19 protein-coding genes and 1 pseudogene are annotated in these 25,364 nt (G+C 66.3%); 13 read left to right on the top strand and 7 right to left on the bottom strand.

All coding sequences use genetic code 11. The annotated features are described in order from the left end of the window. Positions 1 to 19: 19 nt before the first annotated feature. Positions 20 to 760, top strand: coding sequence for a response regulator (locus AC1DER_RS01555; RefSeq protein WP_477243869.1), 741 nt, complete (start codon positions 20 to 22; stop codon positions 758 to 760). Continuing rightward, positions 757 to 2,082: a sensor histidine kinase gene (locus tag AC1DER_RS01560; RefSeq protein ID WP_477243871.1), complete on the top strand. Its 1,326-nt coding sequence runs from the start codon at positions 757 to 759 to the stop codon at positions 2,080 to 2,082. Before AC1DER_RS01555 ends, AC1DER_RS01560 begins: the two co-directional genes overlap by 4 nt. A gap of 25 nt (positions 2,083 to 2,107) precedes the next feature. On the opposite strand, the gene AC1DER_RS01565 is transcribed toward AC1DER_RS01560, so the two are convergent. Beyond that, the gene (locus tag AC1DER_RS01565; protein WP_477243873.1) at positions 2,108 to 3,010 is read right to left on the bottom strand and encodes a GlxA family transcriptional regulator; all 903 of its coding nucleotides are present in this window, start codon (positions 3,008 to 3,010) and stop codon (positions 2,108 to 2,110) included. Between the two features lie 172 nt (positions 3,011 to 3,182). On the opposite strand from AC1DER_RS01565, the gene AC1DER_RS01570 reads away from it, so the two are divergent. Together AC1DER_RS01570 and AC1DER_RS01575 are read left to right on the top strand one after the other, a co-directional pair. Continuing rightward, entirely contained in the window at positions 3,183 to 3,986 is an 804-nt protein-coding gene (locus tag AC1DER_RS01570; RefSeq protein ID WP_477243875.1) for an SDR family NAD(P)-dependent oxidoreductase, read from the top strand. A gap of 182 nt (positions 3,987 to 4,168) precedes the next feature. Then, on the top strand, positions 4,169 to 4,966 hold the full coding sequence (locus tag AC1DER_RS01575) for a hypothetical protein (RefSeq protein WP_477243877.1): 798 nt from the start codon (positions 4,169 to 4,171) through the stop codon (positions 4,964 to 4,966). Positions 4,967 to 4,996: 30 nt separating this feature from the next. Here AC1DER_RS01575 and AC1DER_RS01580 read toward each other — a convergent pair whose 3' ends face one another. The 5 genes from AC1DER_RS01580 to AC1DER_RS01600 form a co-directional block, all read right to left on the bottom strand. Next, positions 4,997 to 6,532 (bottom strand): tryptophan halogenase family protein, encoded by a 1,536-nt coding sequence (locus tag AC1DER_RS01580; RefSeq protein WP_477243879.1) that lies wholly within the window; start codon positions 6,530 to 6,532, stop codon positions 4,997 to 4,999. A gap of 22 nt (positions 6,533 to 6,554) precedes the next feature. Next, on the bottom strand, positions 6,555 to 7,574 hold the full coding sequence (locus AC1DER_RS01585) for a cupin-like domain-containing protein (RefSeq protein WP_477243881.1): 1,020 nt from the start codon (positions 7,572 to 7,574) through the stop codon (positions 6,555 to 6,557). Beyond that, on the bottom strand, positions 7,575 to 8,309 hold the full coding sequence (locus AC1DER_RS01590; protein WP_477243883.1) for a SapC family protein: 735 nt from the start codon (positions 8,307 to 8,309) through the stop codon (positions 7,575 to 7,577). Between the two features lie 132 nt (positions 8,310 to 8,441). Continuing rightward, positions 8,442 to 11,684, bottom strand: a complete 3,243-nt coding sequence (locus tag AC1DER_RS01595) for a TonB-dependent receptor (protein ID WP_477243885.1) — start codon at positions 11,682 to 11,684, stop codon at positions 8,442 to 8,444. A 552-nt stretch (positions 11,685 to 12,236) separates the two neighbouring features. Next, positions 12,237 to 12,956 (bottom strand): MarC family protein, encoded by a 720-nt coding sequence (locus AC1DER_RS01600; protein ID WP_477243887.1) that lies wholly within the window; start codon positions 12,954 to 12,956, stop codon positions 12,237 to 12,239. A 356-nt stretch (positions 12,957 to 13,312) separates the two neighbouring features. On the opposite strand from AC1DER_RS01600, the gene AC1DER_RS01605 reads away from it, so the two are divergent. The 5 genes and pseudogenes from AC1DER_RS01605 to AC1DER_RS01625 form a co-directional block, all read left to right on the top strand. Continuing rightward, positions 13,313 to 14,641, top strand: coding sequence for a Wadjet anti-phage system protein JetA family protein (locus AC1DER_RS01605; RefSeq protein WP_477243888.1), 1,329 nt, complete (start codon positions 13,313 to 13,315; stop codon positions 14,639 to 14,641). After that, positions 14,638 to 15,339 carry a DUF4194 domain-containing protein gene (locus AC1DER_RS01610; protein ID WP_477243890.1) on the top strand — a complete coding sequence of 234 codons (702 nt, stop codon included), beginning with the start codon at positions 14,638 to 14,640 and terminating at the stop codon, positions 15,337 to 15,339. Before AC1DER_RS01605 ends, AC1DER_RS01610 begins: the two co-directional genes overlap by 4 nt. After that, positions 15,326 to 18,763 carry an SbcC/MukB-like Walker B domain-containing protein gene (locus AC1DER_RS01615; protein WP_477243892.1) on the top strand — a complete coding sequence of 1,146 codons (3,438 nt, stop codon included), beginning with the start codon at positions 15,326 to 15,328 and terminating at the stop codon, positions 18,761 to 18,763. Before AC1DER_RS01610 ends, AC1DER_RS01615 begins: the two co-directional genes overlap by 14 nt. Positions 18,764 to 18,903: 140 nt before the next feature. Beyond that, entirely contained in the window at positions 18,904 to 19,530 is a 627-nt protein-coding gene (locus tag AC1DER_RS01620) for a response regulator (protein ID WP_477243894.1), read from the top strand. Positions 19,531 to 19,690: 160 nt separating this feature from the next. Continuing rightward, positions 19,691 to 20,011 (top strand): annotated as a pseudogene (locus AC1DER_RS01625) (CBS domain-containing protein); the annotation flags it as partial. 150 nt (positions 20,012 to 20,161) lie between these two features. On the opposite strand, the gene AC1DER_RS01630 reads toward AC1DER_RS01625, so the two are convergent. Beyond that, entirely contained in the window at positions 20,162 to 20,515 is a 354-nt protein-coding gene (locus AC1DER_RS01630; protein ID WP_441816286.1) for a hypothetical protein, read from the bottom strand. A gap of 271 nt (positions 20,516 to 20,786) precedes the next feature. Between AC1DER_RS01630 and AC1DER_RS01635 the strand changes: the two genes are divergently transcribed. From AC1DER_RS01635 to AC1DER_RS01650, 4 genes are all read left to right on the top strand, one after another. Further along, positions 20,787 to 22,109: a sigma-54-dependent transcriptional regulator gene (locus AC1DER_RS01635; protein WP_477357592.1), complete on the top strand. Its 1,323-nt coding sequence runs from the start codon at positions 20,787 to 20,789 to the stop codon at positions 22,107 to 22,109. Beyond that, entirely contained in the window at positions 22,106 to 22,315 is a 210-nt protein-coding gene (locus AC1DER_RS01640; RefSeq protein ID WP_441816284.1) for a hypothetical protein, read from the top strand. Before AC1DER_RS01635 ends, AC1DER_RS01640 begins: the two co-directional genes overlap by 4 nt. Further along, complete coding sequence (locus AC1DER_RS01645; RefSeq protein ID WP_477243899.1) at positions 22,297 to 24,153, top strand: hybrid sensor histidine kinase/response regulator; 1,857 nt, start codon at positions 22,297 to 22,299, stop codon at positions 24,151 to 24,153. The genes AC1DER_RS01640 and AC1DER_RS01645 overlap by 19 nt, the downstream gene beginning before the upstream one ends. Positions 24,154 to 24,300: 147 nt before the next feature. Then, a complete protein-coding gene (locus AC1DER_RS01650) occupies positions 24,301 to 25,356 on the top strand; it encodes a glycosyltransferase family 4 protein (RefSeq protein WP_477243901.1) in 1,056 nt (351 codons plus the stop codon). The last annotated feature ends 8 nt before the right edge of the window (positions 25,357 to 25,364 follow it).

Below are 25,364 nucleotides of genomic sequence, written 5' to 3' on the forward strand. Positions count from 1 at the left end.
CCAAGCCAGGACCCGTTGCATGGAACACATTGATCACATCCTGGTCGTCGACGACGACCACGACATCCGCTCGATGGTGGCCGAGTACCTGCGCAAGAACGGGTTTCGTACCTCGCTGGCCGCGGACGGGCGCGAGATGCGCGCGATCCTCGACACCAACGCGATCGACCTGATCGTGCTGGACGTGATGATGCCCGGCGACGACGGCCTGGTACTCAGCCGGAACCTGCGCACCAGCAAGCACAAAGCCATCCCGATCATCCTGCTGACCGCGCGCGACGACGCTACCGACCGCATCATCGGCCTGGAAATGGGGGCCGATGATTACGTCACCAAGCCGTTCTCGTCGCGCGAACTGCTGGCGCGCATCAACGCCGTGATCCGGCGCACGCGCATGCTGCCGCCCAACCTGCAGGTGACCGAGGCCAGCCGGCTGCTGGAGTTCGGCCAATGGCGGCTCGATACCACGGCGCGACACCTGCTCGATCAGCAGGGCACCGCCGTCGCGCTCAGTGGCGCCGAGTTCCGGTTGCTGCGCGTGTTCCTCGACCACCCGCAACGCGTGCTCAGCCGCGACCAGCTGCTGAGCCTGACCCAGGGCCGCGAGGCGGAGCTGTTCGACCGCTCGATCGATCTGCTGGTCAGTCGCCTGCGCCAGCGCCTGAAGGATGACCCGCGCGAACCGGCCTACATCAAGACCGTTCGCAGCGAGGGCTATGTGTTCAGCCTGCCGGTCACGCTGCTGGATGAGGGTGCATGAGCAACGATGCCCCATCGCTCTGGTCGCGCCTGCTTCCGCGCAGGATCGCGTCGCGGTTGTACCTGATCCTGTTCACCGGCCTGCTGATCGCCCACGGCCTGTCGTTCGGCCTGCTGTTCTACGAGCGCTATGTCTCGGCGACGTCGATGATGCTCGGCAACCTGGAGAAGGACGTGTCGACATCGATCGCGATGCTCGACCGCCTGCCCGCCGCGGAGCGGCCGGCATGGGTGCCGAAGTTCACGCGCCGGACCTATCGCTACATCCTCGGCCCGGGCGAGCCCGGCGGCGAGTTGCAGACCGAACGGTCGCGGCAGTTGACGCAACTCATCGGCGGCGTGCTCGGCGACCGCTACCCCGTGCGCGGCAACACCACTTCGACCCGGCCCGAACGCCTCCAGGTCCACCTCAATCTGAGCGACGGCAGTCCCGTCACCATCGAACTCACGCCGTCGGTGATGCCGATCGCGCAGTGGCTGCCGTACGTGCTTGCCGCCCAGCTCGTGCTGCTGCTGGCATGCGCCTGGCTGGCCGTGCGCCTGATCACCCGGCCGCTGGCGCAACTGGCCAGCGCGGCCGACGCGCTGAGCCCCACCGGCGACGGCCCGCACCTGCCCGAGGGCGGACCGGCGGAAGTGGCCAAGGCCGTGTCGGCGTTCAATGCGATGCAGGACCGCATCGCCCTCCACCTCAAGGAGCGTCTGCAGATCCTTGCCGCGATCTCCCATGACCTGCAGACACCGATCACGCGGATGAAGTTGCGAGTGGAGTCGATGGACGAATCCCCGGCCACCACCAAGCTGGCCAGCGACCTGGACGAAATGCAGCACCTGGTCCGCGATGGCGTCGCCTATGCGCGCAGCGCGCACGGCGGTAACGAGCCGCTGATCAAGGTCGACCTGGATGCATTCCTCGACAGCATGGTCTGGGACTACCAGGACACCGGCAGTTCGGTCAGCCTGATCACGCACGCCGGCGTGCCGGTGAATACGCGGCCCCGCGCATTGCGGCGCGTCGTCGGGAACCTGATCGACAACGCCGTCAAGTACGCCGGCGCCGCCGAAGTTGCCGCGTCGCTCGATGACGACGGCACCGTCGCCATCAGCGTGATGGACCGCGGGCCGGGCATCGCCGCCGATCAGCTCGATTCGGTGCTGGAACCGTTCTATCGCGTCGAGGGCTCGCGCAACCGCGATTCCGGTGGCGCCGGCCTGGGCCTGGCCATCGCCCAGCAACTGGCGATCGCGATCGGCGCCAGGCTTGTTCTGAAGACGCGCGATGGTGGCGGACTGGTGGCGACTGTGACGCTGCCTCGGGCCTGATGTCGCACCGCCGCGCCCGCGACGCCTATGGCCCCGTCATCACGCGGGCGTTGCGCCGCAGGACCTGCGGTGGCTGGCCGAAGGCACGAAGGAACGCGCGGCGCATCCGCTCGCGATCGGCGAATCCGGTTTCGGCCGCGACCACTTCGATCGGATGCCTGCTCTGTTCGATCATGACCCGCGCCGCCTCGAGCCGCAGGTGCTCGACGGCCTTGGCCGGTGACTGTCCGGTCTCGGCGCGGAAGGCCCGGCTGAACTGGCGCGGACTCAGGTGCGCCGCTTCGGCGAGTTCCTCCACCGTCAGCGCCGCGCGCAGGTTCTGCCGCGCGTAGTCGAGCGCTGTCTGGATGCGGTCCGACTTTGCGTCCATCTCCAGCAATGCCGAATGCTGCGTCTGGCCACCGGCGCGGCGGTGGTACACCACCAGTTTCTGCGCCACCGCGCGCGACACATCCATGCCCAGGTCCTTCTCGACCATGCCAAGCGCCAGGTCGATGCCCGCGCTCATGCCGGCTGACGTCCAGACCGACCCGTCGATGATGAAGATCCGATCCTCCTCCACCTTCGCCTGCGGCACCTGCAGCTGAAGCGTCCGCGCGTGGAACCAGTGCGTGGTGACGCGCCGTCCGTCGAGCAGGCCCGCTTCGCCCAGGATGAACGCACCGGTGCAGACCGAGGCGATCCGGCGGGTGACGGGCAATGCCTTGCGCAGGTAGCCAACGAGCTTGCGGCCCGATGGCGACGGCTCCAGCAGGCCGCTGACGATCAGCGTGTCGAATGGCGTTCGCGGCAATGCCCGCGTCTGGACAGACATCCCCAGCGAGCTCTTCACCTGGCCACCGTGCTCGGACAGGAAATGGATGTCGTAGACCGTCTCGCCGACGTGGGCATTGGCCAGTTCGAACACCGACGTGGCGGCGATTCCCATCATCTGGAACCCGGACGGAAGTATGAATCCGACCCTCATCATCGCCCGCACTCCCAGACCGACGTATGGCACAAAAGGAGGTATATACGACATTTGCGCCACGGGCAAGCAGGCCTACATTTGCCTCCGACCCGGCATGTCGCCGGATTCGGACTCTCCCCCAGGACCTGCCATGAACACCCATGCACACAACGGTACCGCGCTGATCACCGGCGCCTCCTCCGGCATCGGCGCCGTGTACGCCGACCGCCTCGCCCGCGCCGGCTACGACCTGATCCTCGTCGCCCGCCGCGCCGACAAGCTCCAGGAACTGGCGAAATCGCTGACCGACCGCACCGGCCGCTCGGTCGAAACCATCCGCGCCGACCTGACCGACAAACAGGACCTGGCGCGCGTGGAAGCAACGCTCGCAGCCGACGCCAGCATCACCGTGCTGGTCAACAACGCCGGCGTCGGCGCCACCGCGCCGCTGCTGCAATCGGATGTCGGCGACATGGAGAAGATGATCACGCTCAACGTCAGCGTGCTCACGCGACTGGCGTATGCGGTTGCACCGGCGTTCGTCGCCCGCGGCCGCGGCACGATCATCAACATCGCCTCGGTCGTCGCGCTGGCCCCGGAACTGCTCAATGGCGTCTACGGCGGCAGCAAGGCATTCGTGCTGGCGTTTTCGCAGTCGCTGCAGCACGAACTGGCCGACAAGGGCGTGCGTGTCCAGGCGGTCCTCCCCGGCGCGACTGCGACCGAGTTCTGGGGCGTCGCCGGCCGCCCGGTGGAAGACCTGCCCAAGGAGATCGTCATGTCGGTCGAGGATATGGTCGATGCGGCCCTTGCAGGCCTGGAACTGGGCGAGCACGTGACGATTCCCGCCCTGCCCGACGTTGCCCAGTGGACCGCGTTCGAAGACGCACGCCGCGCAATGGCGCCCGGCTTGTCGCGGATCACGCCCGCACCGCGTTACGCCATCGCCCGCTGACTGGCGCTCCCGAACGCCCGCTGCGGCCCGGAGAAGCGGCACGGTTCGGAAGCCCCGGACCGTGCCGCTTCTTCACCTGCCATGAATGCCGCCGGTCGCAGGCTTCGGCAACTGGCGTGCCCACGCGCCTCAGACGCGGGGAGCGCACCTCCTCGCGATCGATCAGTGCGAGGAGAAGCAGCGTGAAGTTGAAGCGCATGACGTTGAAGCACGTGAAGTCGAAGCACCTCCCACCTGCAGCGGCCCTGGCGACCTTCCTTGCCATCGTTCCATGGTCTTCGCATGCGCAGGACCACAGCCACGCGGACGGCGCAGACCCCGGCGAATGGAAATGGATGGTCGCGCCCTACCTGTGGGCGGCCAGCGTCGGCACGGACCTGCACACGCCCTTCCCCGTGAGCGAGGGCGGCTCGGATTTCACCAATGTCATCGACGATATCGACGGCGTCTTCCAGGCGCACGTCGAAGGGCAGAACGGCGCGTACGGCCTGTTCGCGGACTTCACCTACTTCGGCCTGGGCGGCGACCAGGACTATGAGCGGATCAATACCGACTCCCAGCTCGACGCCTACCTGTTCGAAGCAGCGGCAGTGTGGAGCCCCGGCGAGGACCGTCTCAAGGGCATCGAGGTGTTTGGCGGCCTGCGCTACATCGACATCGACCTGACCGTGACGTTCGACCCGCACGATCCACGCTTCGGCTCGCTGGAGCTCAACCCCAACGACTCCTACGCCGACTTCATGCTCGGTGCGCGCTACACGTGGGCCTTCGCCCAGCGCTGGCGGGTGACGCTGCGCGGAGACGGCTCGTTCGGACAGACCGACGGCACCTGGAACGCCAGCATCATCGGCCAGTACGAGGTGAAATACGGCGAATGGCTGCTCGGCTACCGGTACCTGACGGCGAAATTCGAGGACCAGCGACGCAAGATCGACATCACCATGAGCGGGCCCATGGTGGGATTCGGCTTCGTGTTCTGACCGCGTCGCCGCCTGGCCCCGGCCCCGGCGTCACGCCGGGACCGCTGGCTTCCTGGTCGCCCACACCTCGGGCGAGGCCTTGCAGTACTGATCGATGAACGCCTGCTGCGAAGGCATCTTGGCCAACGCTTCGTCGATGGGTTTGCGGATCGCCGGCAGCAGGCTGCGCATGTCGTCGTCGGACAGCCCCAGCGACAACGGATGATGCTGCGTGGGCACGATCCCCTGCCCCAGCATCACGTGCGTCCACGAGTCCACCCGGAACAGCTCGTTCGCAACCTGCCAGGCGTGCGCGCGCTCGCGCCAGGCGCGAAGGCGGATGGCCAGCGAATCGGGGATCTCCATCTCGCGGCACTGCTTCCACATCGCCTCGTCGCGCTGGTTGGCGTGGTAGTGAAGGATGATGAAGTCGCGCACGTGTTCCATCTCTGCGCGGCCGGTCGCGTTGTACAGGTCCACCAGCGACTGCGGGATGCCGTCGAACGGAAACGATTCGATCAGCCGCACGATCGAGGTCATCGACAGGTGCAGGCTGGTCGATTCGAGCGGTTCGATGAAGCCGCTGGCCAGGCCCAGAGACACGACGTTCTTGTTCCATGCCTTCAGGCGTCGACCGGTGCGGAACTGCACCGGCCACGGCTCGCGGATGACCGGCGCGGCTGCTTCGCGCAGCAGCTTGTCGCGCGCCTCGTCGTCGGACATGTGGCGGCTGGAGTACACCAGCCCGCAGCCGACCCGGTGCTGCAGCGCGATGTGCCAGCGCCAGCCGGCCTCGTGCGCGATGGCGCGCGTGTACGGCACCGGCGGCCCCACCGATTCGGTCTGCAGGGCAACCGCGCGGTCACACGGCAGCCAGTTGTTCCAGTCCTCGTAGCCGGTCTTGAGGGTCTGCTCGATCAGCAGGCCGCGGAAGCCGGTGCAATCGATGAACAGGTCGCCTTCGATGACCTGCCCGTCCTCCAGCACCAGCGATTCGACGTAGCCCGACCCGCCGTTCTGCCTGACTTCGCGGATCTTGCCTTCGACGCGCTTGAGCCCGTGGGACTCGGCCTTTGCGCGCAGGAAGCGCGCGTAGAGCCCGGCGTCGAGATGGTAGGAATAGTTGACCTGGGGCGACTGCAGCAATGCGAACCGGTCGACGCGCGACGCCACCGTTTCCAGGCAGTAGTCGCCCAGCTCCGACTGGATGCCGCGTTGCAGGCTGTCCAGCCAGAAATGATGGAAGCCGCAGACCAGCGTGCTTTGACCGGTGACGCCGAAGGGGTGGATGTAGCGCTCGCCGTGGCGGCGCCAGTTCTCGAACGAGATCGACAGCTTGAAGGTGCCCGCCACCGAGCGCAGGAACTCCTGTTCGTCGATCTGCAGGAAACGATGGAAATTGCGGATCGGCGGCACCGTCGATTCACCGACGCCGACCGTTCCGATCTGCTCCGACTCGATCAGCACCACGTCCAGCAGTTCGCGGAACTGGTGCGTCAACGCGGCGGCCGCCAACCAGCCCGCGGTACCGCCACCGGCGATCACGACCCTTCGAATCCTGCCCTTTTCCACCTTGACCCCCTGCATTGCACTGGCCGGCGGCGCCGGCTCAACGATTGAGTTTGCCGATCAGCATGGCCCGCAGCTGCCGCGCCAGGGTCTCGTCGATGGGACCGAGCACCTGCCGCGCCGCTTCAGGAAGATGGTCTCCGGCGCGATCGGCCGCGCCGAAAACGTAATAGTCGAAGATCTCGCGCCACGCCTGTCGCTCGCGCTCGGGCCGGTCGCGGATGGTCCACAGAGCGTGGTACAGCGCGTGCATCGGCGTCGGAATCCACGCCGCGGCGCTGTTCCACCAATAGTTCACCAGCACATTGAACGGCTCCAGCCCCTGCACGTGGTGCCACCACAGGCTCGGGATGAAGATCGCATCGCCCGGCTCGAGCACCGCGCTCTGCCCTGCTTCCAGTGCGTCGCGGAATCGCGGGTAACGCTCGAAGTCGGGATCGGCGAAATCGACCACGCTCACTGCCTGTCCGCCCGGCGTGGGCTCCAGCGGCCCCGGGTACAGGTTGTCGATCTGCCCGGGCGGGAACAGCGTGAAGCGGCGCCGCCCGACGGCACAGCAGGCGATGTTGTTGAGCGCGTCGTAATGGCACGAAGCGATGACGCGGTTGCCGATCCAGATGCTCGGCGGCGCGTCGATGCCGTGCACCGCCAGGTCCAGGTCGTTGCCCGCGCGCATTCCGGGAAGACGGCTGTCGACCAGTAGCGAGGCGACGTAATAGGTCGGCGGTTGCGCGTCGTCGGCATGGACTGCGATCTCGTCGAGCACGCGGCCCAGGTCGCTGCGCCGCACTTCGCAGTTCAAGTCGGTGAAATCGGCGTTGTAGAACGGCCGTCCGGCCACCTCCGGCCCGCCCCAGGAGTAAGTCACCGGCTGGCCGTTGTAGAAACGGCGCAGGTAATCCATGGCCTCGACGGGCGAGCGCGATGCCGCCTGCACCAGTACCCAGTTGCGGACCAGGCCGCGCAGTACGGCCGGCTGTCCCGAGGCGAGCAGCTTCTCGATCGGCAACGATCCGTCGCTGCAGTCGATGGCCCGGATCGTGGCGGCCACGTCGACCACTCAGGCCTCCGCGACCACGCGCAGGCGGCGTTGCTTCTCCGCCATCAGCCGGCGCAGGTTGTGCAACGAGGACTGCACCAGGAAGGCACCCTCCAGGTAACCGGCGCGATGCAGCTCGTGCAGGGTCGCCGCGTCCAGCGCAGCCAGGCGCTCCTGGTCGATGCCGTGCAGGCCCGCCAGCGAAACGCGGTGCTGGTCGTCGAGCTGCATGTCCAGCTTCATCGGCTGGATCAGCCCCGCTACCTCAAACGCGGCGAACATCGCGCGCCCGGCCTCGACGCCGTCGCGAATGCCGCGCAGGACCGTGGACACATGCTCCAGGTACGCACTGTGCCCGCCGTGCGACAGGAACACCGGTTCGCCCTCGCCGAAGCTGATGCGCGGGTGCGCCATGTCGACGTGGATGACCGGTTCGCGGCGCACTTCGCCGTCGATGCGCTGGTCCTGGAAGCCGATCAGGAACGGCCCCTTTGCCACCACCCCCGGCAGGTAGGCGGCATTCCAGCGGCCTTCGTGCAGGAACAGGTTCTCGTTGCGTTCGAATCCCAGCAGCGCCACCGCCTGCCACTCGTCCTTCTCCTTGCGGAAGAAGATCGGGTACTCGCGCTGCAGCTCGGCGAACTCCGTCGGGAAGGCCGCCACCATGCCGATCTCGTCGCCGTATTCGCGGCCGAAACGGGTGACGACCCGAAGGTCCTTGTGCTTGATGTTGTTGAGCAGTTCGTATTGGGCCATGAGCGCTGCAAGGACGGGTTTGCGTGATGTTATGCGCTTGCCAGGCGAATAAGGAAAGTGCACTGCAAAAAAAAGGGCAGGACAGCTGCTCGCGCAGCGGCCCTGCCCTGGTTCAAAACCCTGGGAGGGTCCTCAGAACTTGTAGCGCACCCCCAGCATGTAGCGCGGGCTCTGGTCGACGAGCTTGATGATCTGCTTCTCGGAACGGCCGTGCCAGCGCACGTCCTGACCGGTCAGGTTGATCGCCTCGAACGTGGCGGACCAGTGGTCGTTGAACTCGTAGCCCACGTTCGTATCCCACTGCTCGTAGGCCTCGACGTAGTACGGGTTGCGGTTGGAGCCGTTCTGGTTGGCCGCGATCAGGTACTCGTCACGCCAGTTCCATGCCAGGCGCACCGACCAGCCGTACTTCTCGTACATCAGCATCACGTTGGCCGTGTCGCTCAGTCCAAGCAGCGCGAACTGGTCGCGTTCGATCACCGTATTGTCGAAGGCGACGTCGCCGTCGACCAGGGTGTAGTTCGCGAACACGCCGAACCCGGACTCGCCGAAGAAGTACTGCCCACCCATTTCCCAACCGTGCAGGTTGGCGTCGTTCTGGTTGACGGGGCGGTTGACGTCGAACTCGTACAGCGGATCGTCGGCCTCGCCCACCAGGTCGTAGGCATTCTCCATCGCCAGCGACTGCGCCGAGCTGCCGTTGTAGGCCGCCAGGCCGCCGGTTTCCGGGTTGCGCAGCATCGCCACTGCGGCGAACAGCGCCGTGTCGTTGGCCGAGCAGGCCTGGGACACGTCGTTGCCGGCCGCGCCGACCTGGGAGGCGCACGACGCGCTCGTCAGGAAGGCCAGTGCCGCCTGTGCATCGGGGCCGGAGGTCGGATCGGTCAGCCCGTACAGCGGCTCACGCACCACCGAGGTGCCGATGAAGTTCTTCACGTCCTTGTTCCAGAACGTCACCGAGATGAAGCTGGCATCGGCGAAGTACCACTCAACGGCAAGATCGAGGTTGTCCGATTCCAGCGGATCCAGCGCCGGATTCTGCGCTTCGCCATTGGCGCGGGTGGACGGGTTGATCAGGATCGAACCGGTCGGCTGGTTCGGCGTCGGGCCCGCGTAGAGATTGCCGTAAGGCGCGCGCGCGATGGTCTTGCTGAACGATGCGCGGCCCTTGATCTCGTCGGTGAAGTCGAGCGAGAAGTCCAGGTTCGGCAGGACGAAGTCGTAGCTGTGCGTCTCGCTGAAGGGCACCTGGTCGTCGCCGCGCAGGATGCGGAAGTCGTTGTTGGCCTGCCACTGGATGGCGCTGGGCAGGGCAACCTGCGAGGTCGAGGTCAGGTAGGTCTTCTCGTAGCGCACACCGATGCGGGTGTGGGTCGGGAAGTCGCCCAGCGTACCGTCCAGGTCCAACTGGGCATACGCCGCGTCGGTGTCTTCCTTCACCCGGTTGTCGGCAGCCAGCTGCGGGTTGTAGCGGGTGGTCGCACCGTAGAAATCACCGGCCCACAAGGCACCGGCCGTGGCGCTTCCCTGCCAGGCGCCGTGGGCGGCGCCCGGAGCGCTGAAGTCGTCGAACATGCCGACGATGTCGATCGGGCGGATCAGCGCCGCCAGGCCCGGCTCGTTACCGGTGTTGGCCACGCCCCAGTCGCCCAGGGTCGAATAGGCTTCAGTGGCCTGGTGGCGGGTCATCGTCGTTTGCGACGAATCGACGCCGAACTGGAAGCGACCGTCGTCAAACACGTACTCGCCGTCGATGCGGCCCTGCTTGATCTCGGTTTCCTGGCGCTGGTAGTTGATGCGCAGCACCTGCGAACCGATCTGCTCCGGCGGGAAGTCCGGGTTCACCGCTCCGTTGGTGCCGGCGATGGCGTCGCCCGAGGTCGGGTACCAGGTACGGGCGCCGATCGGCAGGCCATTGTTGAAGCTCAGCTCCTGCGCCCAGTTGCCGCCGCAGTACGGACCGACGGTGCAGTTGTTGGTGCCGGCGATGCTGAAGAACGTCGAGCCACCGCCGGTGACCGGATCGTTGGGCACGCTCTCCGACGTCGTGTTGTGCGCGTCGAAGGTCAGGCGGAAGCGGTCAGTGACGTCCCAGGCCGCGTTGAAGCCCAGCGAGTCGAGCTTGTACTCCTGCTCCTGGTGCTGCTGCTCGTAACCGAAGTCCTTGGTGCCGACGATGTCGCGGATGTAGATGGGCGTGGCCACCGACTGGCCGGTATCGAACGTCAGATCGGTGAAGCTGTTGGCGCGCTGCAGCCAGATGGTCTGCTCGCCGCGGTCTTCCTTGATCTGATTGGTCGAGTAGGTGTAGTCCAGGGTCAGCGTCAGCGCATCGGTCGGCGCGAACTGCAGCACGGCCTGGCCGTTGATGCGCTCACGCTCGAAGTCGGCGAACGCATAGCGCAGGTCGTTGGGCATGCCATACAGCTGGCCGATGGCCGGTGCATTGGTCACCACCGCGTCCGGACGCAGGGCCGGGTCCGTACCGGTCCAGCGCTGCATGTTCCAGGCGTTCTCGGTCGCCTGTACCGAACCGCCGTGGCGCTTCTGGTAGCTCGCCGAAAGCCCGACACCCCAGGTCTTGTCGTCGTTGGTGTAGCTGAAGATGCCGGACACTTCCGGCGTGAAGTCGGTATCGAAAGGCTCCGACTCGTCGTAGACCGCCTTCACGCCGGCCGAGCCGACGAGGCCCTGGTGGTTGAACGGACGATCGGTCTGGATATCGATGGTCGCACCGATGCCGCCGCTGGGCACGCTGGCCTGGCCGGTCTTGTAGACCTCCAGCGTGGTGATCGCTTCGGACGCAAGCTGGGCGAAGTTGAACGCACGCGTGCCGCCGTCGACGCCGCCGATCGGCACCTGGCCGGGCGCACCGAAGGCGTCCGCGCCGGGGATGGTGCGGCCGTTGAGGGTGACCATGTTGAACTGCGGGCCGAAGCCACGCGCGGTGATCTGCGCGCCTTCGCCGTCGCGGCGTTCGATCGAGATGCCGGTGATGCGCTGCAACGACTCGGCAAGGTTGGTATCAGGGAACTTGCCGATGTCCTCGGAGCTGATCGCATCGACCACGCCGGCTGCGTCGCGCTTGATCTCCATCGACTGATTGAGACTGTTGCGCATGCCGGTGACCGTGACCGTATCGAGGGTCGTGGCCTGGTCGGAGCTGGTCTGCCCGGCCTGCGCGGTTGTGGCCTGCGCCGCCGTTGCCTGTGCAGTCGTCGCCTGCGCGCTGGTTGTCTGTGCAGTCGTGGCCTGCGCGGCCACGGTGCTGGCGTCCTGCGCGTACGCCGGGTTGATGACGAGCACGCCACCGACGAAGGTGAACATCGCGGTGGACTTGAAGCGCTTCTTGAACTGCCTGGACAGATGGCTCATTGCAAGGTCCTCCCAACTGAAGGGGAACCGCCCAAGGACGCCCACAGAACGTGGCACCGAAACCGACTCATATGGTCTTCCCCCTCAACTTCGATCAATGGATGTCGCCCTGTCTAAGGGCCCCTGCAGGCACCTGCCTGCTAGTTCCAGAACGAGCGTTCAAGCGACCGCCCGTGCAGATATTGCTTTGGCGTGACACTTCATTTCGATTTCAGGTACGCGTGCGTCGGTGGTGGCTCGGTGGACCTCCGGGACCCGCTTGGGGCGGGCAAGAGTGATAGCGCTATCATCTGGCCGCAGACTAAACATTAAGTTTCCATACATGTCACCGTGCACTGCAGCAAAGTTTGGCTAATGAATCGCCAAATTGAGTGTCACGGACACCCTTCCGCCCGTGCTGTGTGATGGTTTCATTCGCAACGATCCCCCCGCGCGCGCCCGGATCCCCATCTGACTGAGAGCGCTATCAGTCCCGTACGTCCGATGGCGGCCTGGCAGGCCAGAGGACGTGCATCGGGCCGGTGCAGCGCACGGCGTTGGCGGCGCAGCCAGTCAGTTCGCCGCCGGCCCGCCCAGCAGCACGCCATAGGACTGCAGGAATTCCACTGTGCCGTGGAATATCAGGCCGCCGCCCATCGCGGAAACGAAGAAGCCGACGATCCTGGTCGCGGCGTCCACGCCCTGCGCGCCGATCCTGCTCAGGATCTTCTTGGCATAGAGCAGCGAGACGTAGGTGCACACCACCGCAGCAGCGATCGCCGCGACCACCACGGCAAAGGAGATCACCAGTTGATCGGACTTGCGGATCAACGAGGTCAAGCCGATCACCGTGGCAATCACGCCGGGGCCAAACATGATGGGCATGGCCAACGGAATGAAGGAGATATCGCCGCTGTTGCCCTTCCCGGCCGACAGCATGCTGTTCTGGCTCGGCGAGAACAGGTCGAAGCCAATCCGCATGAGGATCACGCCACCCACCACGCGCACCATGCTCAGTGGCACGCCGAACAAGCGCAGAAGCACGTTGCCGAACAACAGGAAGAACAGGCACAGCAGCAGGACATTGATGCATGCCTTGCGCGCGATCCTGCGCCGTTCCTCATCGCCCTTGCCATCCATAAGGCCCAGGAACACCGGAATGGCTTCCAGCGGATTGATGATGGCCAGCAGGGTCGTGAACAGACTGAAGAAGAGAGTGACCTGGGCCATCGGCGTCGGCGACTTCTCGCCCCCTCGGTTCCGGCAAACGGAGCACCGAGTCTTGGCGCGCATCAATCACAACAGCGTGAGGAATGGGCCCGGCGACGCCTGCCGACGCATTCGCGACACCGGGCATCACTTACCAGATATCAGTCACTTACAGCACATATCAAATGCGCTGTGGCAAATCGCCATGCAGCGCGATTCCCACCCAACCCCTGCCGGGATACATTTCCTTCCACGCGGCGCCCTGACCACCAGCGGCCGCCCGCATCAGGACCAGCAACGGCAACCAGGACCGGCATCGGAGTTTTTTTTTGACTGAGTACAGTTCGCCGGCTCCGCCGCTGTTCGCTGTTGTTCCTGACGGTCTTTTCGGACCCCTCGCCTCCTCCAACCGCCTGCATTACTGGCAACTGCTTTGCCAGTTGTTCGCTGAGTTCTTTGGTCCCGACGCGCCGATGCCGCCGAGCATCGGCTTCCCGCGCCGCGAAATCACCTCGGCCATCGAACGCTACCTGCTGACCGACGACCCCTGGGAAGACGACGGGCAGGCCCCGGACGCGCCATTGGCGATGCGGGCCAATGCCATCTACGAGCGCTTCCGCGCCGCCGGCTGGCTGCGCCAGGAGCGGGTCGGTGCGCGCGAGATGGTGGCGATGACCCACGCCGTGGCGCAGTTGCTGGTGGCGCTGATGGACTTCGCCGAACGCGGTCCGGCCTTCTTCGGCGCCAAGGTGCGCTCGATCGAGCTGCAGTTGCAGCAGGTGGTGGCCGGCAACGCCGGCGGCGACAGCCTGGACGAAGCAGCCGACCAGTCGCGGCAGCTGTTGTCCTATGTCGCCGCGATCAGCGTGCAGGTCCGCGACCTGATGCCGGAGCTGATCAAGGCCGAAAGCACAGCCCAGTTCGCGCGGCAGCTGTTCGAGCGTTACGTCGGCGAATTGTTCGTTGGCGACTATGCGCAATTGCACAACGCCGACCATCCTCTCGCCCGCCGTACCGCGATCCTGACCATGGTTCGCGACATCGAACAGTCCGATCTGCGCGGGCAACTGATCGCGTGGTACCAGGAACGCGCCACCGGCGGCGATCGTGTCCGCGCCGAGCAACGCCTGCAGCGCAGCCTGCGACGCCTGTACGAGATCGATCGCATCGACGAGTACCTGGCCCGGCTCGATGACGACATCCGACAGGCCAATCGCCGTGCGCTGGCGTTCCTGGACTACCGGCTGCGCGCGCCCGACAAACTCGACGTGCTGCTGCGCCGCGCCTGTCGAGGTGTGCTGCAGGCGCCTGAAGAGTCGCTGCGCCTGCCGGTCGCACCCGGCCCGCTGATGGACGAACAAAGGCTGCGCGCGCCGCAGCAGCGGGCCAGGCCCATTCCGCGAACGGCCAACACCAGCCGCGAGCCCACGCCCGAACAGCTGGCGCGACTGAACCTGCTGCGGCAGATGACGCGCTCGCGCCTGGTCAAGCCAGAGGACCTGCGGCGCTACGTAGACCGTCACCTGGATGCCAACGGCCGCATCGATTCGGAGGCCATGGAAATCGCCAGCATCGAGGATTTCCGCGCCTACCAGACCCTCATCACGCTCGCATTGCGCAGCAGCCGCCGGGGCGGCCTGCGTCGCGACGATCCGATCCACAAGATGCTGCAGGGCTTCCGCATCCAGCTGAGCGATGGCGAACACACCGCCAACGACTTCCTGGCGTCGCCCCGCTTCGTCCTGCACCGCACGAGGAATGCCGCATGAAACGCTCATGGGCCACGTTGAGCCAGCTCGCCGGCGGCATGTACACCGCCCAGGACTTCGAGCGGGCGGCCTACCGCCTGGTCACCGAACAGGTGCTCTACAGCGCAGACCGCAAGTCGCGCAATGCCTACCACCTGGTCGAAACCTATCTGGCCGATTTCGCCGCCGCGCTGGAACCGCTGGGCATCCGCCTGGAGCGCAACGCCCACTTCCGCTACGTCACCGCACTGCCGGTCCACGGCGAAGGCACCGCGGTGAGCCTGGATGAAACTCTGCTGATCCTGGTGCTGCGCCAGCGCTACGACGAGGCGATGCGCCAGGGCCAGGTCGAGGACCACGGCGACGTGCAGGTGGAGCTGCCCGACCTGCAGGAGGCCTATCAGTCGCTGACCGGTCGCGAGCTGCCCGAGACCGGCGCGCTGCGCAGCCAGCTGCGCGCACTCAAGCGCTGGTCGGTCTGCCGGACGATGGATTGCGAGCCGGGCGACCCGCAGCCATTCCGGATCCTGGTGCGGCCGGCAATCGTGGAGATAGTGGGCGCGCAGTGGCTGCAGCGCCTCGATCAGCACAATCAGCAGGACCTGCAAGACCAGGACACCGGTGCGGCCGCCGACAACGACGCGGCCGACGCTGAAGAGCCCGCCAGTGAAGAGCCCGGCAGTGAAGAAAGCATGGAGGCTGACGATGTATCAGCTTAAGCGCGTCCATCTCATCCAGTTCTTCCTGTTCCAGGCGCAGACGCTCGAACTCGACCTGAGCACGGCGATCATCGCGCCCAACGGCGCCGGCAAGAGCGCGCTGCTCGATGCGCTGCAGATCGTCATGCTCGGCGGCGACCGCAACCAGATCCGCTTCAACGCACAGGCCGGCGGCAGCCACCGCGCCCGCACGATCCGCGACTACTGCCTGGGCGTATACCGCTCCGGCGACGACGGCCGCGACCGCGACACCGCCACGACGTACCTGAGCCTGGTCTTCGAGGATCAGCAAAGCGGCGAGACACTCACCGCGGGCATCGCGCTGGCGGCTTCCGCCGCCGAGCCCGACCACCGCGTCAACGGCCTGTACCTGTTGCCGCGCGTGGCGCTGACCCTCGACGACCATCTCGAGACGCTCAAGGGCGAGCAGTTGCCGCAGGAATGGTCGCGCTTCCGCGAGCTGATCGCACAACGCTGCAAGGCCGCCGGCAGCAAGGCCGAGCTGCACAGCAGCAGCGACCGCTTCATCAAGGACCTGCTGTACCGCCTGCGCCCGGGTCCGACCTCGCAGCTCGACGCGACGGCGTACCGCAAGGCATTCCAGAACGCACTCAACCTGCAGCGGGTCAGCGACGTTGACCTGTTCGTGCGCACGCTGGTCGCCGAGGAACGGCCGACCGAGATCGGCAAGTTCCGCGCCCTGCTCGACGGCTTCCGCCTGATCAAGGAGAAGATCGAACAGGTGGCGCGTCGCATCGACGAAGCCGAACTGGTCGAGCAGCACTACAAGAAGGTCGCCCACCAGGCGACGCGGGCGGCCTCCTACCGCGCGCTCGGTGCCGAGTACCAGCGCGACCTCCACTCCGAACGCGTCGATGCCGCCGAACTCGCGCTCGCCGACTCGCAGCAGTCCCTGCGCAACAAGCGCCTCGCCCTGGCCCAGGCCCGCAGCGATCGCGAGAACGCCCGCCTGGCCGCTGATGAAGCCAGCAAGCGCCTGCAGGGCACGCGCGGCTACCATGAGCAGGCCTCGTTCGAGCAGCTGACCGCTCCCTATCAGGAAGAACTGGCGCGCCTGAAGAAGGAACTCATGCGCAGTGCCGGCTTCGTCCGCGACCAGTTGCTGGCCGTGGGCAAGCTCGGCCTGCCCGGCGTCGACACGCACCTGCTCAAGGCCGCCCTGACGCCCTGGCAATCGCTGTACGACCAGTTGGCCGCCCTCGTCGCCGATGCCGACATCCTGGTAGCGCCGGAAACCCTGCACGACGAACTGCGCCGGGCACTCGAGCAGGCCGCGCCGATCATCGCCGCGGTCACCGCTTACGAGCGCGAACGCCACAACGCCCTCGACCAGGCCCGGCAGACGGCGTTGACCGCGCGCCAGAACCTGACCCGGCTCAATGCCGGCCAATCCGAACTGCGACCCGACGTCGCCCGGTTGATGAGTTACCTCGCCGACGCCGGCGTGCCGGCGCAGCCGGTCTGCGACCTGGTGCAGGTCACCGACCCGGCCTGGCAACGCGCCATCGAAGGCTACCTGCGCACCCACGTCGAAGCGCTGCTGATCCCGGCCGAACACGAAGAGCAGGCGGTGCGCCTGTACCGATCGCTGCAGGGCGCGCGTTCGGTCTATGGCGTCAAGCTGGCCCTGTGCAGCCATGCGCGCCAGCCCAAGGCCGACACAACGCCGGCCGCCGGCCAGGTCGCCGCGTTGCTGGCCGGCGACAATGCCGACGCCCTCGCCTATCTGCGCCGGCAACTCGGCGACTTGCGCTGCGTCGCCACCGAAGCCGAAGTCGTGCGCAGCCGCCATGGCCTGAGCCAGGACGGGCTGGTCGCCAAGGGCGGCGGTGTGGAACGCATGCGCCTGCCCGCCGCCAGCGAACTCAAGATTGGCGCATCGAGCAGTCGCGAGCGCCAGAAGATGCTGCGCGAGGAACTCGACAACGCCGAGAGCCGCATCGGAGAACTGGAGGCCCAATGGCGCCCGGTGCACGCCAGCGCCACCGGCCTGGCCCGCATCGGCAGTGCTGAAGACATGGCGCGCGACGCCCACGAGCTGCTGCTGAAGCATCGCCAGGCAGCCGCGCGCTATCGCGCCCTGAAGGACAACCAGGACGCGGCCAGCGATCCCGACCTGATCCGTCTCAGCGAACAGGCCCAGCAATGGGAGCGCCGGCGTCAGCAACTGGAAGACCTGGTCGAGCGCCTCGTCGGCGAGGAAGCCGTCGCCACCGGCAAGTGCGCCGAGGCCGAAGCTGCCCTGCAGGCACTGCTCGAGCAGAGCGATGCGATCGCGCGCCTGGCCAGTTCGGCATTCGCCCATCCCGACGTCGATGCCAATCTGGTCGAGCACCAGCGCGAGGAGCTCGACGAGAAAGTCGCAACGCTCGCCGAACGCCAGCAGCGTTGCCAGACCCGCGCCGACGACAGCGATCGCATCCTCAACGGCCTGCTTCCGGAAGCCTGGCGCGGCCTGGCGCAATACGGCAAGGATCACGGCCTGGCGCTCGACCTGGAGCCGGGGCAATGGCGCCAGGCCAATGCGCTGTTGCACAAGGAGATCGAGCACCTCAAGGGCACCGAGCTGGTCCAGCACCAGGCCGCCGCCGACGAAGCCTATGTCACGGCCGTGGAGACCTTCCGTTCCAACGTCGCATCGGCGCTGTACGACAACTTCACCCGTCTGCGGCACCAGATCAACACGCTCAACCGGACCCTGCAGCGCAGCCCGGCGTTCTCCAACAACGAGCGCTACCAGTTCAAGTACGACGTCGCTCCGGAGTTCCGCGACCTGCACCGTTTCATCAACAAGGCCGCCGACGTCGGCCAGACCGACACGCTGTTCGGCAGCGCCGGCGAAGTTCCGCCGGCCTTCCGCGACATCATCGATGACAAGGTCGGCAGCAAGGGCGCAACCATGGCGTCGCCGCTCGACGATTACCGGCGGTTCTTCAGCTTCGAAGTGGTCATCAAGCAGGACGAGAACGTCATCGGAACGCTCAGCGAGCGCATGCGATCGGGCTCGGGCGGCGAACACCGTGCGCCGCTGTACGTCATCGCCGGCGCCGCCCTGGCGGCCGCCTACGGCAAGGCCGAGGGCCAGCAAGGCGGGCTGGGCGTGATCATGCTCGACGAGTTCGGCGACAAGATCGATGCACAGAACGCGCGCGCCACGACCAACTACCTGCGTTCACTCGGGTTGCAGCTGATCGTGGCCGCACCCGACACGGCGCAGGGCACACTCAGTGGCGTGCTCGACAGTTACATCGAGCTGTTCCGTGACGGGCCGTTGCTGCAGGTCGAGCGTGTCGTCGTGCACGGTCGTGGCCGCGAACTGCTGGAGAGCGACCAGTTCCAGCTGCATCCGGAACTGCTCGACGCCGAGATCAGGCGACTCACGCTGGAACCTGAGAGCGCCTAGCGGATTCGGCAAGAACGCAAAGCACGTGCCGTATACGCACAAAACGCCGGCCACATTCGGCAACATATCGGACAGAATCGCGGCGACCCCGAGGAAATGCCTTATCCTCGGGTCGCTCCCCATAGCCATCCGAGGCGAACATGCGCATCGTCTTGGCCGACGATCATCCGATCATTCGCAATGGTGTACGCACCTTGCTGGAGCGCGACCACGGTCTGAAAGTGGTCGCCGAGGCTGCCTCCGCCGATGAACTCCATCGCGTCCTGGATGCAGCGCCATGCGACCTGATCATCACCGACTTCAACATGCCAGGCGGTCGCATGTCCGACGGACTGAGCCTGCTTGGAATGCTGCGCCGCAAGTGGCCCGCGCTGCCGGTCATCGTGTTGACCATCGTCAGCAATCCCGGCGTGCTGCGTTCGATCCTCTCCACCGGCGCACGCGGCCTGGTCAACAAGACCGAGGCGCTCGACGAACTGCCGCATGCCGTGCAGGCCGTGGCGCAGGGACGCAACTACGTAGGCGCCGCGATGGAACGGGCGCTGCTGCAGGAGAGTGAGGGGGACAAGGAGAAGATCGCGCTCTCGATCCGTGAAGTCGAAGTCTTCCGCCTGTTCGCGTCCGGATTGACGGTGTCGCAGATCGCCAGGCAGCTCAACCGCAGCGTCAAGACGGTCAGCCGCCAGAAGGTCGATGCAATGGCCAAGCTCGGGATCGAGAACGACATCGACCTGTACTCCTACGCGCGCGAGCACGGGCTGCTATAGCGGCGTCGACGACAATTCGCTCACGTCGCGCTCACGCGCGGCAACCTTCGTGCCTTCAGTTACGTCCTGATCCGCATAACTTTCACGCGGCTGGAAGTTCGGCTGTGCGAGGTTGGACCCACGAGATCGCAGGAGTGCAGATATGAAAGTTGGCGAAATCATGACGACCGATGTGGTCCTCACCGACCCGGCCAAGAGCATCCGCGAGGCCGCCGAGACCATGAAACGGATGGATGTTGGCAGCCTGCCCGTGGGCGAAGGCGACCGGATCGTCGGCATCGTCACCGACCGCGACATCGCCATGCGCGCAGTGGCCAACGGGTTGGGATCGGACACTCTGGTCCGCGATGTGATGAGCGAAGCGATCCATTACTGCTACGACGACGAAGACGTCGACGATGTCGCGCGCAACATGGCCGACCTGCAGGTGCGGCGACTGCCAGTCATCAATCGCGAGCGCCAGCTGGTGGGGTTCGTGTCGCTGGCCGACTTTGCCTACAGCGGCGACGAAGACTCCTCGGAAGAGTTGCTCAAGGGCGTTGCCCGTCCGCATTAAGCGTGTTTTCCAGCGTCAGCGACGCATGCGGCGGCCGAAGCCGCCGCATGCACCGTCCCCTGGTTGCCTTTCGCCTCAAGCGGCGTTGTCCAGGCCACATTGCTCCGCGGGCCTGCGCGCGCCCTTCCCTGTCTGCTGCTCCATCAGCCGCGTCCATGCTGCGCGTGCCACCGGCTGCGCTTCGTACCAGTCCAGGCGCGAGCTTCCGCGGACCCGGAGGTAGCTCTGCTCCAGTTCGTCGAGGCAGTCGTCGAATGCCTGACCGCGGAGGTAGGCACTGAGACCGAGCTTGACGGCGGGGAGGTAGTCGTCACTGCGGAACACGACCACGTACTGACGGTAGTGCCGCATCCACGACGCGATCTCGCGCTCGATATCGACCACCTCAACCACGTTTGAACGCGTGCCATAGAACAGATTCGTATTCATCCTGCCTCCTGTTGCATGCCTCTTGGTTCAGTGCTTCCGCATCGGGCCGACGAAGAATCGACGGACCGGCGCGAAAGCTCGACGCAACTACCGTGCCATCCCCTGACCCCCTGCAGCCGCGCTGCGGCGGTCGTGGTTCACCCGGCGTTGCGATCGAGATGCAGGTTTTTCCGCGCAAGGGAAAATGTTGCCTGACCAGGGCCGTACGCCTTCAATGCGCGTTCACCGCGATCGGAATAGTCTTCCGGGACGAACCGCTGGAGCTCGACCGATGCCCGCATCGCTGCTGATCGTCGACGACGACCGCGACTTCACTGAATCGGCAGCCGACTTCGCCCGACTGCGCGGTTTCCGCCCCTACGTTGCCCACTCGCTGGAGCAATCGCGCCAGTTCAGCCACCTGCCACCGGTGGACCTGCTGTTGCTCGATCTCGAGCTTCCGGATGGCAACGGCCTTGAGCTGCTCGATGATCCGGCGATGCCCGAGCACGGCCAGGCCATCATCGTGACCGGCCAGCCCTCGGTGCAGTCGGCGATCCAGGCCGTCTCCCGTCCCGTGGTCGATTACCTGCTCAAGCCGTTGTGCCCGATCCAGTTCGACTCCCTGCTCAAGCAGGCGGCGGCGCGCGGCGTCACCGCCGCGGTCACCGATCGCCATGGAATGGTGGGCCGCTGCGAAGCGATGTGCCGGATCCACGACGACATCGATCGCGTCGCCGCAACCGACGCATCGGTGCTGATATCCGGCGCCAGCGGCACCGGCAAGGAACTGGTGGCCAGGGCCATCCACATCGCCAGTGGCAGGACCGGACCGTTCGTCGCCGTCAATGCCGGTGCGATCGCACCGGAGTTGCTGGCCAGCCATTTGTTCGGCCATGAGCGCGGCAGCTTCACCGGCGCCAGCCACCGTCATGCGGGCTATTTCGAACAGGCCCACGGTGGCACGCTGTTCCTCGACGAGATCACCGAGATGCCGCCGGCACTGCAGGTCTACCTGCTCCGCGTGCTGGAGACCGGGACGGTCACGCGCGTCGGCGGAACCGAAGCTATCGCCACCAATGTGCGCGTGCTTGCCGCGACCAACCGCGATCCGCAGATGGCGCTCGACGCCGGCAACCTGCGCGAGGACCTGTTCTATCGCCTCGCCGACTTCCAGATCACGATGCCTGCGCTGCGCGAGCGTGCGACCGACGTGATGTTGCTGGCGCAGTATTTCCTCGATTGCCTCAACGCCCGCCACGGCACCGCCAGGCGCTTCGCCGATGGCAGCGAGCGCGTGCTGATGCGGCACCCGTGGCCCGGCAACGTCCGTGAGCTGCGCAGCACCATCCAACGGTCGTACCTGTGCAGCGACGGGCCGCTGGTGCGGATCCGGGCGCTGGAACAGCGGGCACGGACCATGGCAATGGCTGGCGGCATGATCGGCTTCGGCGTCGGAATGAGTTACGCCGAGGTCGAGCGCGAGATGCTGGTGCGCACCCTTTCCCACTACGACAACGACCGCAGCCGCACGGCGCAGGCGCTGGGAGTCAGCGTGCGAACGATCCAGAACCAGCTCGCACGCCTGCGCGGCGATGGCGACCCGCGGGCATGAGCGACGCCCCTGCGAGTGAACAAGTGCGGCGCTGGCGTCACAGTCTGCGCAACGAACTCAACGTCATCATCATGGCCACCTCGACAGCGTCGGCCCTGATCGAGCACGGTGAAAGCCTCACGCGCGTGCGCGAGCACCTCGCCCGTGCCGAGGCAGCGTCCCGGCGCTGCCGCGACCTGGTCCAGGAATGGCCGGACAGTACCTGAGCAAGCCGCTCCCGCACATCGCGCTGCTGGTCGGCGATGTGGTGGTGGCGCTGCTGCTGGGCGCGCTGGGTTCGCTCGCCTATGGCCTGCCGTCGCCGCAATTGCCGATGACGTCCGGCTACGCGGCGGTGCTGTTGGCCGCCGCCATGTTCGGTCACCGCTGCGGATTCCTGACGGTCGTGGCCATGGTCACCATGGTGCTGGTGCGCGGGCACGCCGATGCCGGCCCCATCGACATGGCGGCCTTTGCCGCGGTCGCCGGCGTCCTGGTCTGGCTCGCCGGCGAAGTGCGCGCCAGCCGAAGACCTGGCGACGTGCTCAAGCGATTCCAGGCCGACCGCGAGCAGCGCGCCCTGCTTGACCACCTTCCGAAGATGGTCTGGGTCGCCGAACCCGACGGCACGATGCGTTACCACAACCGCTACTGGTTCGAGTACACCGGCCTGAGCGGCGACGAGGGCTGGCAGGCCATCGTCCACCCCGAAGACATGCACGCCGGCATGGACGCCTGGCGCGATTCGATGGCCACAGCGCAACCGCTCAACCTGGAGATGCGCTTCCGTCGCGCCGACGGCAGCTACCGCTGGCACCTGGTCAAGGGCGTTCCGATCATCGGCGCCGATGGCAAGGTGCATTGCTGGTACGGCGCCAGCACCGACATCGAAGACCAGAAGCGTGCGGTGGAGACGCTGGCGCTGGCAAATCAGCGCATCAGCCGTTTCCTCGCCGTGCTGAGCCACGAACTGCGCAACCCGCTGGCCGGCGTCACCACCGCCTCGGAGATCCTGCGCCGCGACGACACCGACGTGCCGCAGCGGACGCAGGCGCTGGCGACCCTGCAGCGCCAGAGCCAGCACCTGCGGCGGATGGTCGAGGACCTGCTCGACATCTCGCGCGTGACCCAGGGCAAGGTCGAGCTGCGGCGCAGCCTGGTCGAGATCGGCGAGCTGCTCGATGAAGTGCATCGCGACAACGTGCCCATCGCCGCCCAGCATGGCGTGGTCCTGGTACCGCCGACCCATGAAGGAACGTGCCACGTCCGCGGCGATCACGCGCGCCTGCGGCAGGTGCTCGACAACCTGGTGTCCAACGCCATCAAGGCGAGCGCGCGCGGCCAGCGCGTCTTCATGTCGGTCGACGAGCACGACGGCGAATCGATCATCACCGTAGGCGACGAAGGCCAGGGCCTGGATCAGGACTTCGTCGCGCGCATGTTCGATCCCTTCGTGCAGTCGCCTACCTGGCAATCGCGTGGCCTCGGCCTGGGCCTGAGCATCGTCAAGCACATCACCGAGCTGCACGGTGGCCAGGTCAGCGTGCACAGCGATGGCCCCGGTCGCGGCGCGTACTTCACCTTGAAGCTTCCATGCGAATCATCGCCCGAGGCGTGCGGCTGCGACGACGAGCCATTGCGAATCGCTCCGGCCGTCCACGCCCATGTCCTGATCGTCGAGGACGAGCTGGAGAACGCGCAGGCGCTGCAGACCCTGCTCGAGCTGGAGGGCCACCGGGCGAGCATCGCCACCGATGCCGACTCCGCGCTGCGGATGGTGCGCGAGGATCCCGCCGACGTAGTCCTGTGCGACCTGGAACTCAGGGAGGGGCTGTCGGGCTACGACGTGGCGCGGATGATGCTCGACTCGGACAAGGTTCCCTACCTGATTGCCTACAGTGGCTACGGCCAGCAGAGCGACCGCGACCGCACGCGCCTGGCCGGCTTCCAGAAGCACCTCGTCAAGCCGGCGACCATCGCCGAGATCCTTGCCGCCATCGACGAGGGTTTGCACTCTGGCCAGCGGCCGGTGCGTGGCGCCAGCAAACCCGCAATCACGTCCTAGCAACCGGCTCGCGGCCCGGCAAGCGTTGCGCCGGGGCGAAACACATTCCGTGCGTCCCCTCAAAGCCCCGTTAAGGCGCGATTCCCGCGCGCGGATACACGCAAAAGAACGACGCGACGTACACCGCTGGCGTCGTAACGTGAGCCAATGCGCATTGCCCAGATCGCCCCTCTCTATGAGGCCGTACCGCCCTTGCTCTACGGTGGAACCGAGCGGGTGGTTGCGCATCTCACCGATGCGCTGGTCGAGGAGGGTCACCAGGTCACGTTGTTCGCTTCGGCCGACACGTGCACCCGCGCCGAACTGGCAGCCATGCGCGACCAGGCCATCCGACTGGACCCGGCGCCCCTGAAGTCGGACCTGGCCGCGCACCTTTCCATGCTGCACGAAGTTCGCCGGCGCGCCGACGAGTTCGACATCCTTCACTTCCACGTCGACCTGATCCACTTCCCGTTCTTCGAGCGCTGTGCCGAGAAGACCGTCACCACGCTGCACGGGCGCCTGGACCTCAAGGACCTGGCCAATGGCTACGGCTGCTGGCCGCAGTTTCCGCTGGTGTCGATCTCCGACAGCCAGCGGCATTCGATGGAAGCACTGAACTGGATTTCGACGATCCACCACGGCCTGCCACAAGCGCTCTACGACTACTCGCCGCAACCACGCGGCGGATACCTCGCGTTCCTCGGCCGCATCTCGCCGGAGAAGCGCGTCGACCGCGCGATCGACATCGCGCGCAGGGCCGGCCTTCCCCTGCGCATCGCCGCCAAGGTCGACGCCGTCGACCGCGAGTACTTCCACACCCGGATCGAGCCCCTGCTCGACGCGCCCGGAATCGAGTACATCGGCGAAATCTCCGACAGCGACAAGAACCGCTTCCTCGGCGACGCGCTCGCCCTGCTGTTCCCGATCGACTGGCCGGAGCCGTTTGGTCTGGTGATGATCGAGGCGATGGCCTGCGGCACGCCGGTGCTGGCCTGGGATTGCGGATCGGTACCGGAGGTGATCGAGCCTGGTGTGTCCGGATGCATCGTGACGTCCGAATCGCAGGCCGTCGCCGCGCTCGCCGCACTGCTGGCGCTGGACCGGCGCAGGATCCGCGACTGCTTCGAGCGCAGGTTCACTGCCCAGGTGATGGCCAAGGCTTATGTCGAGGTGTACTGGCGCCTGCTGCGTGAGGCCGCACAGCAGCGCCGCGCCGGCTGAGGGACAGG

The sequence above is a fragment of the Lysobacter sp. 05T417 genome (assembly GCF_056396405.1).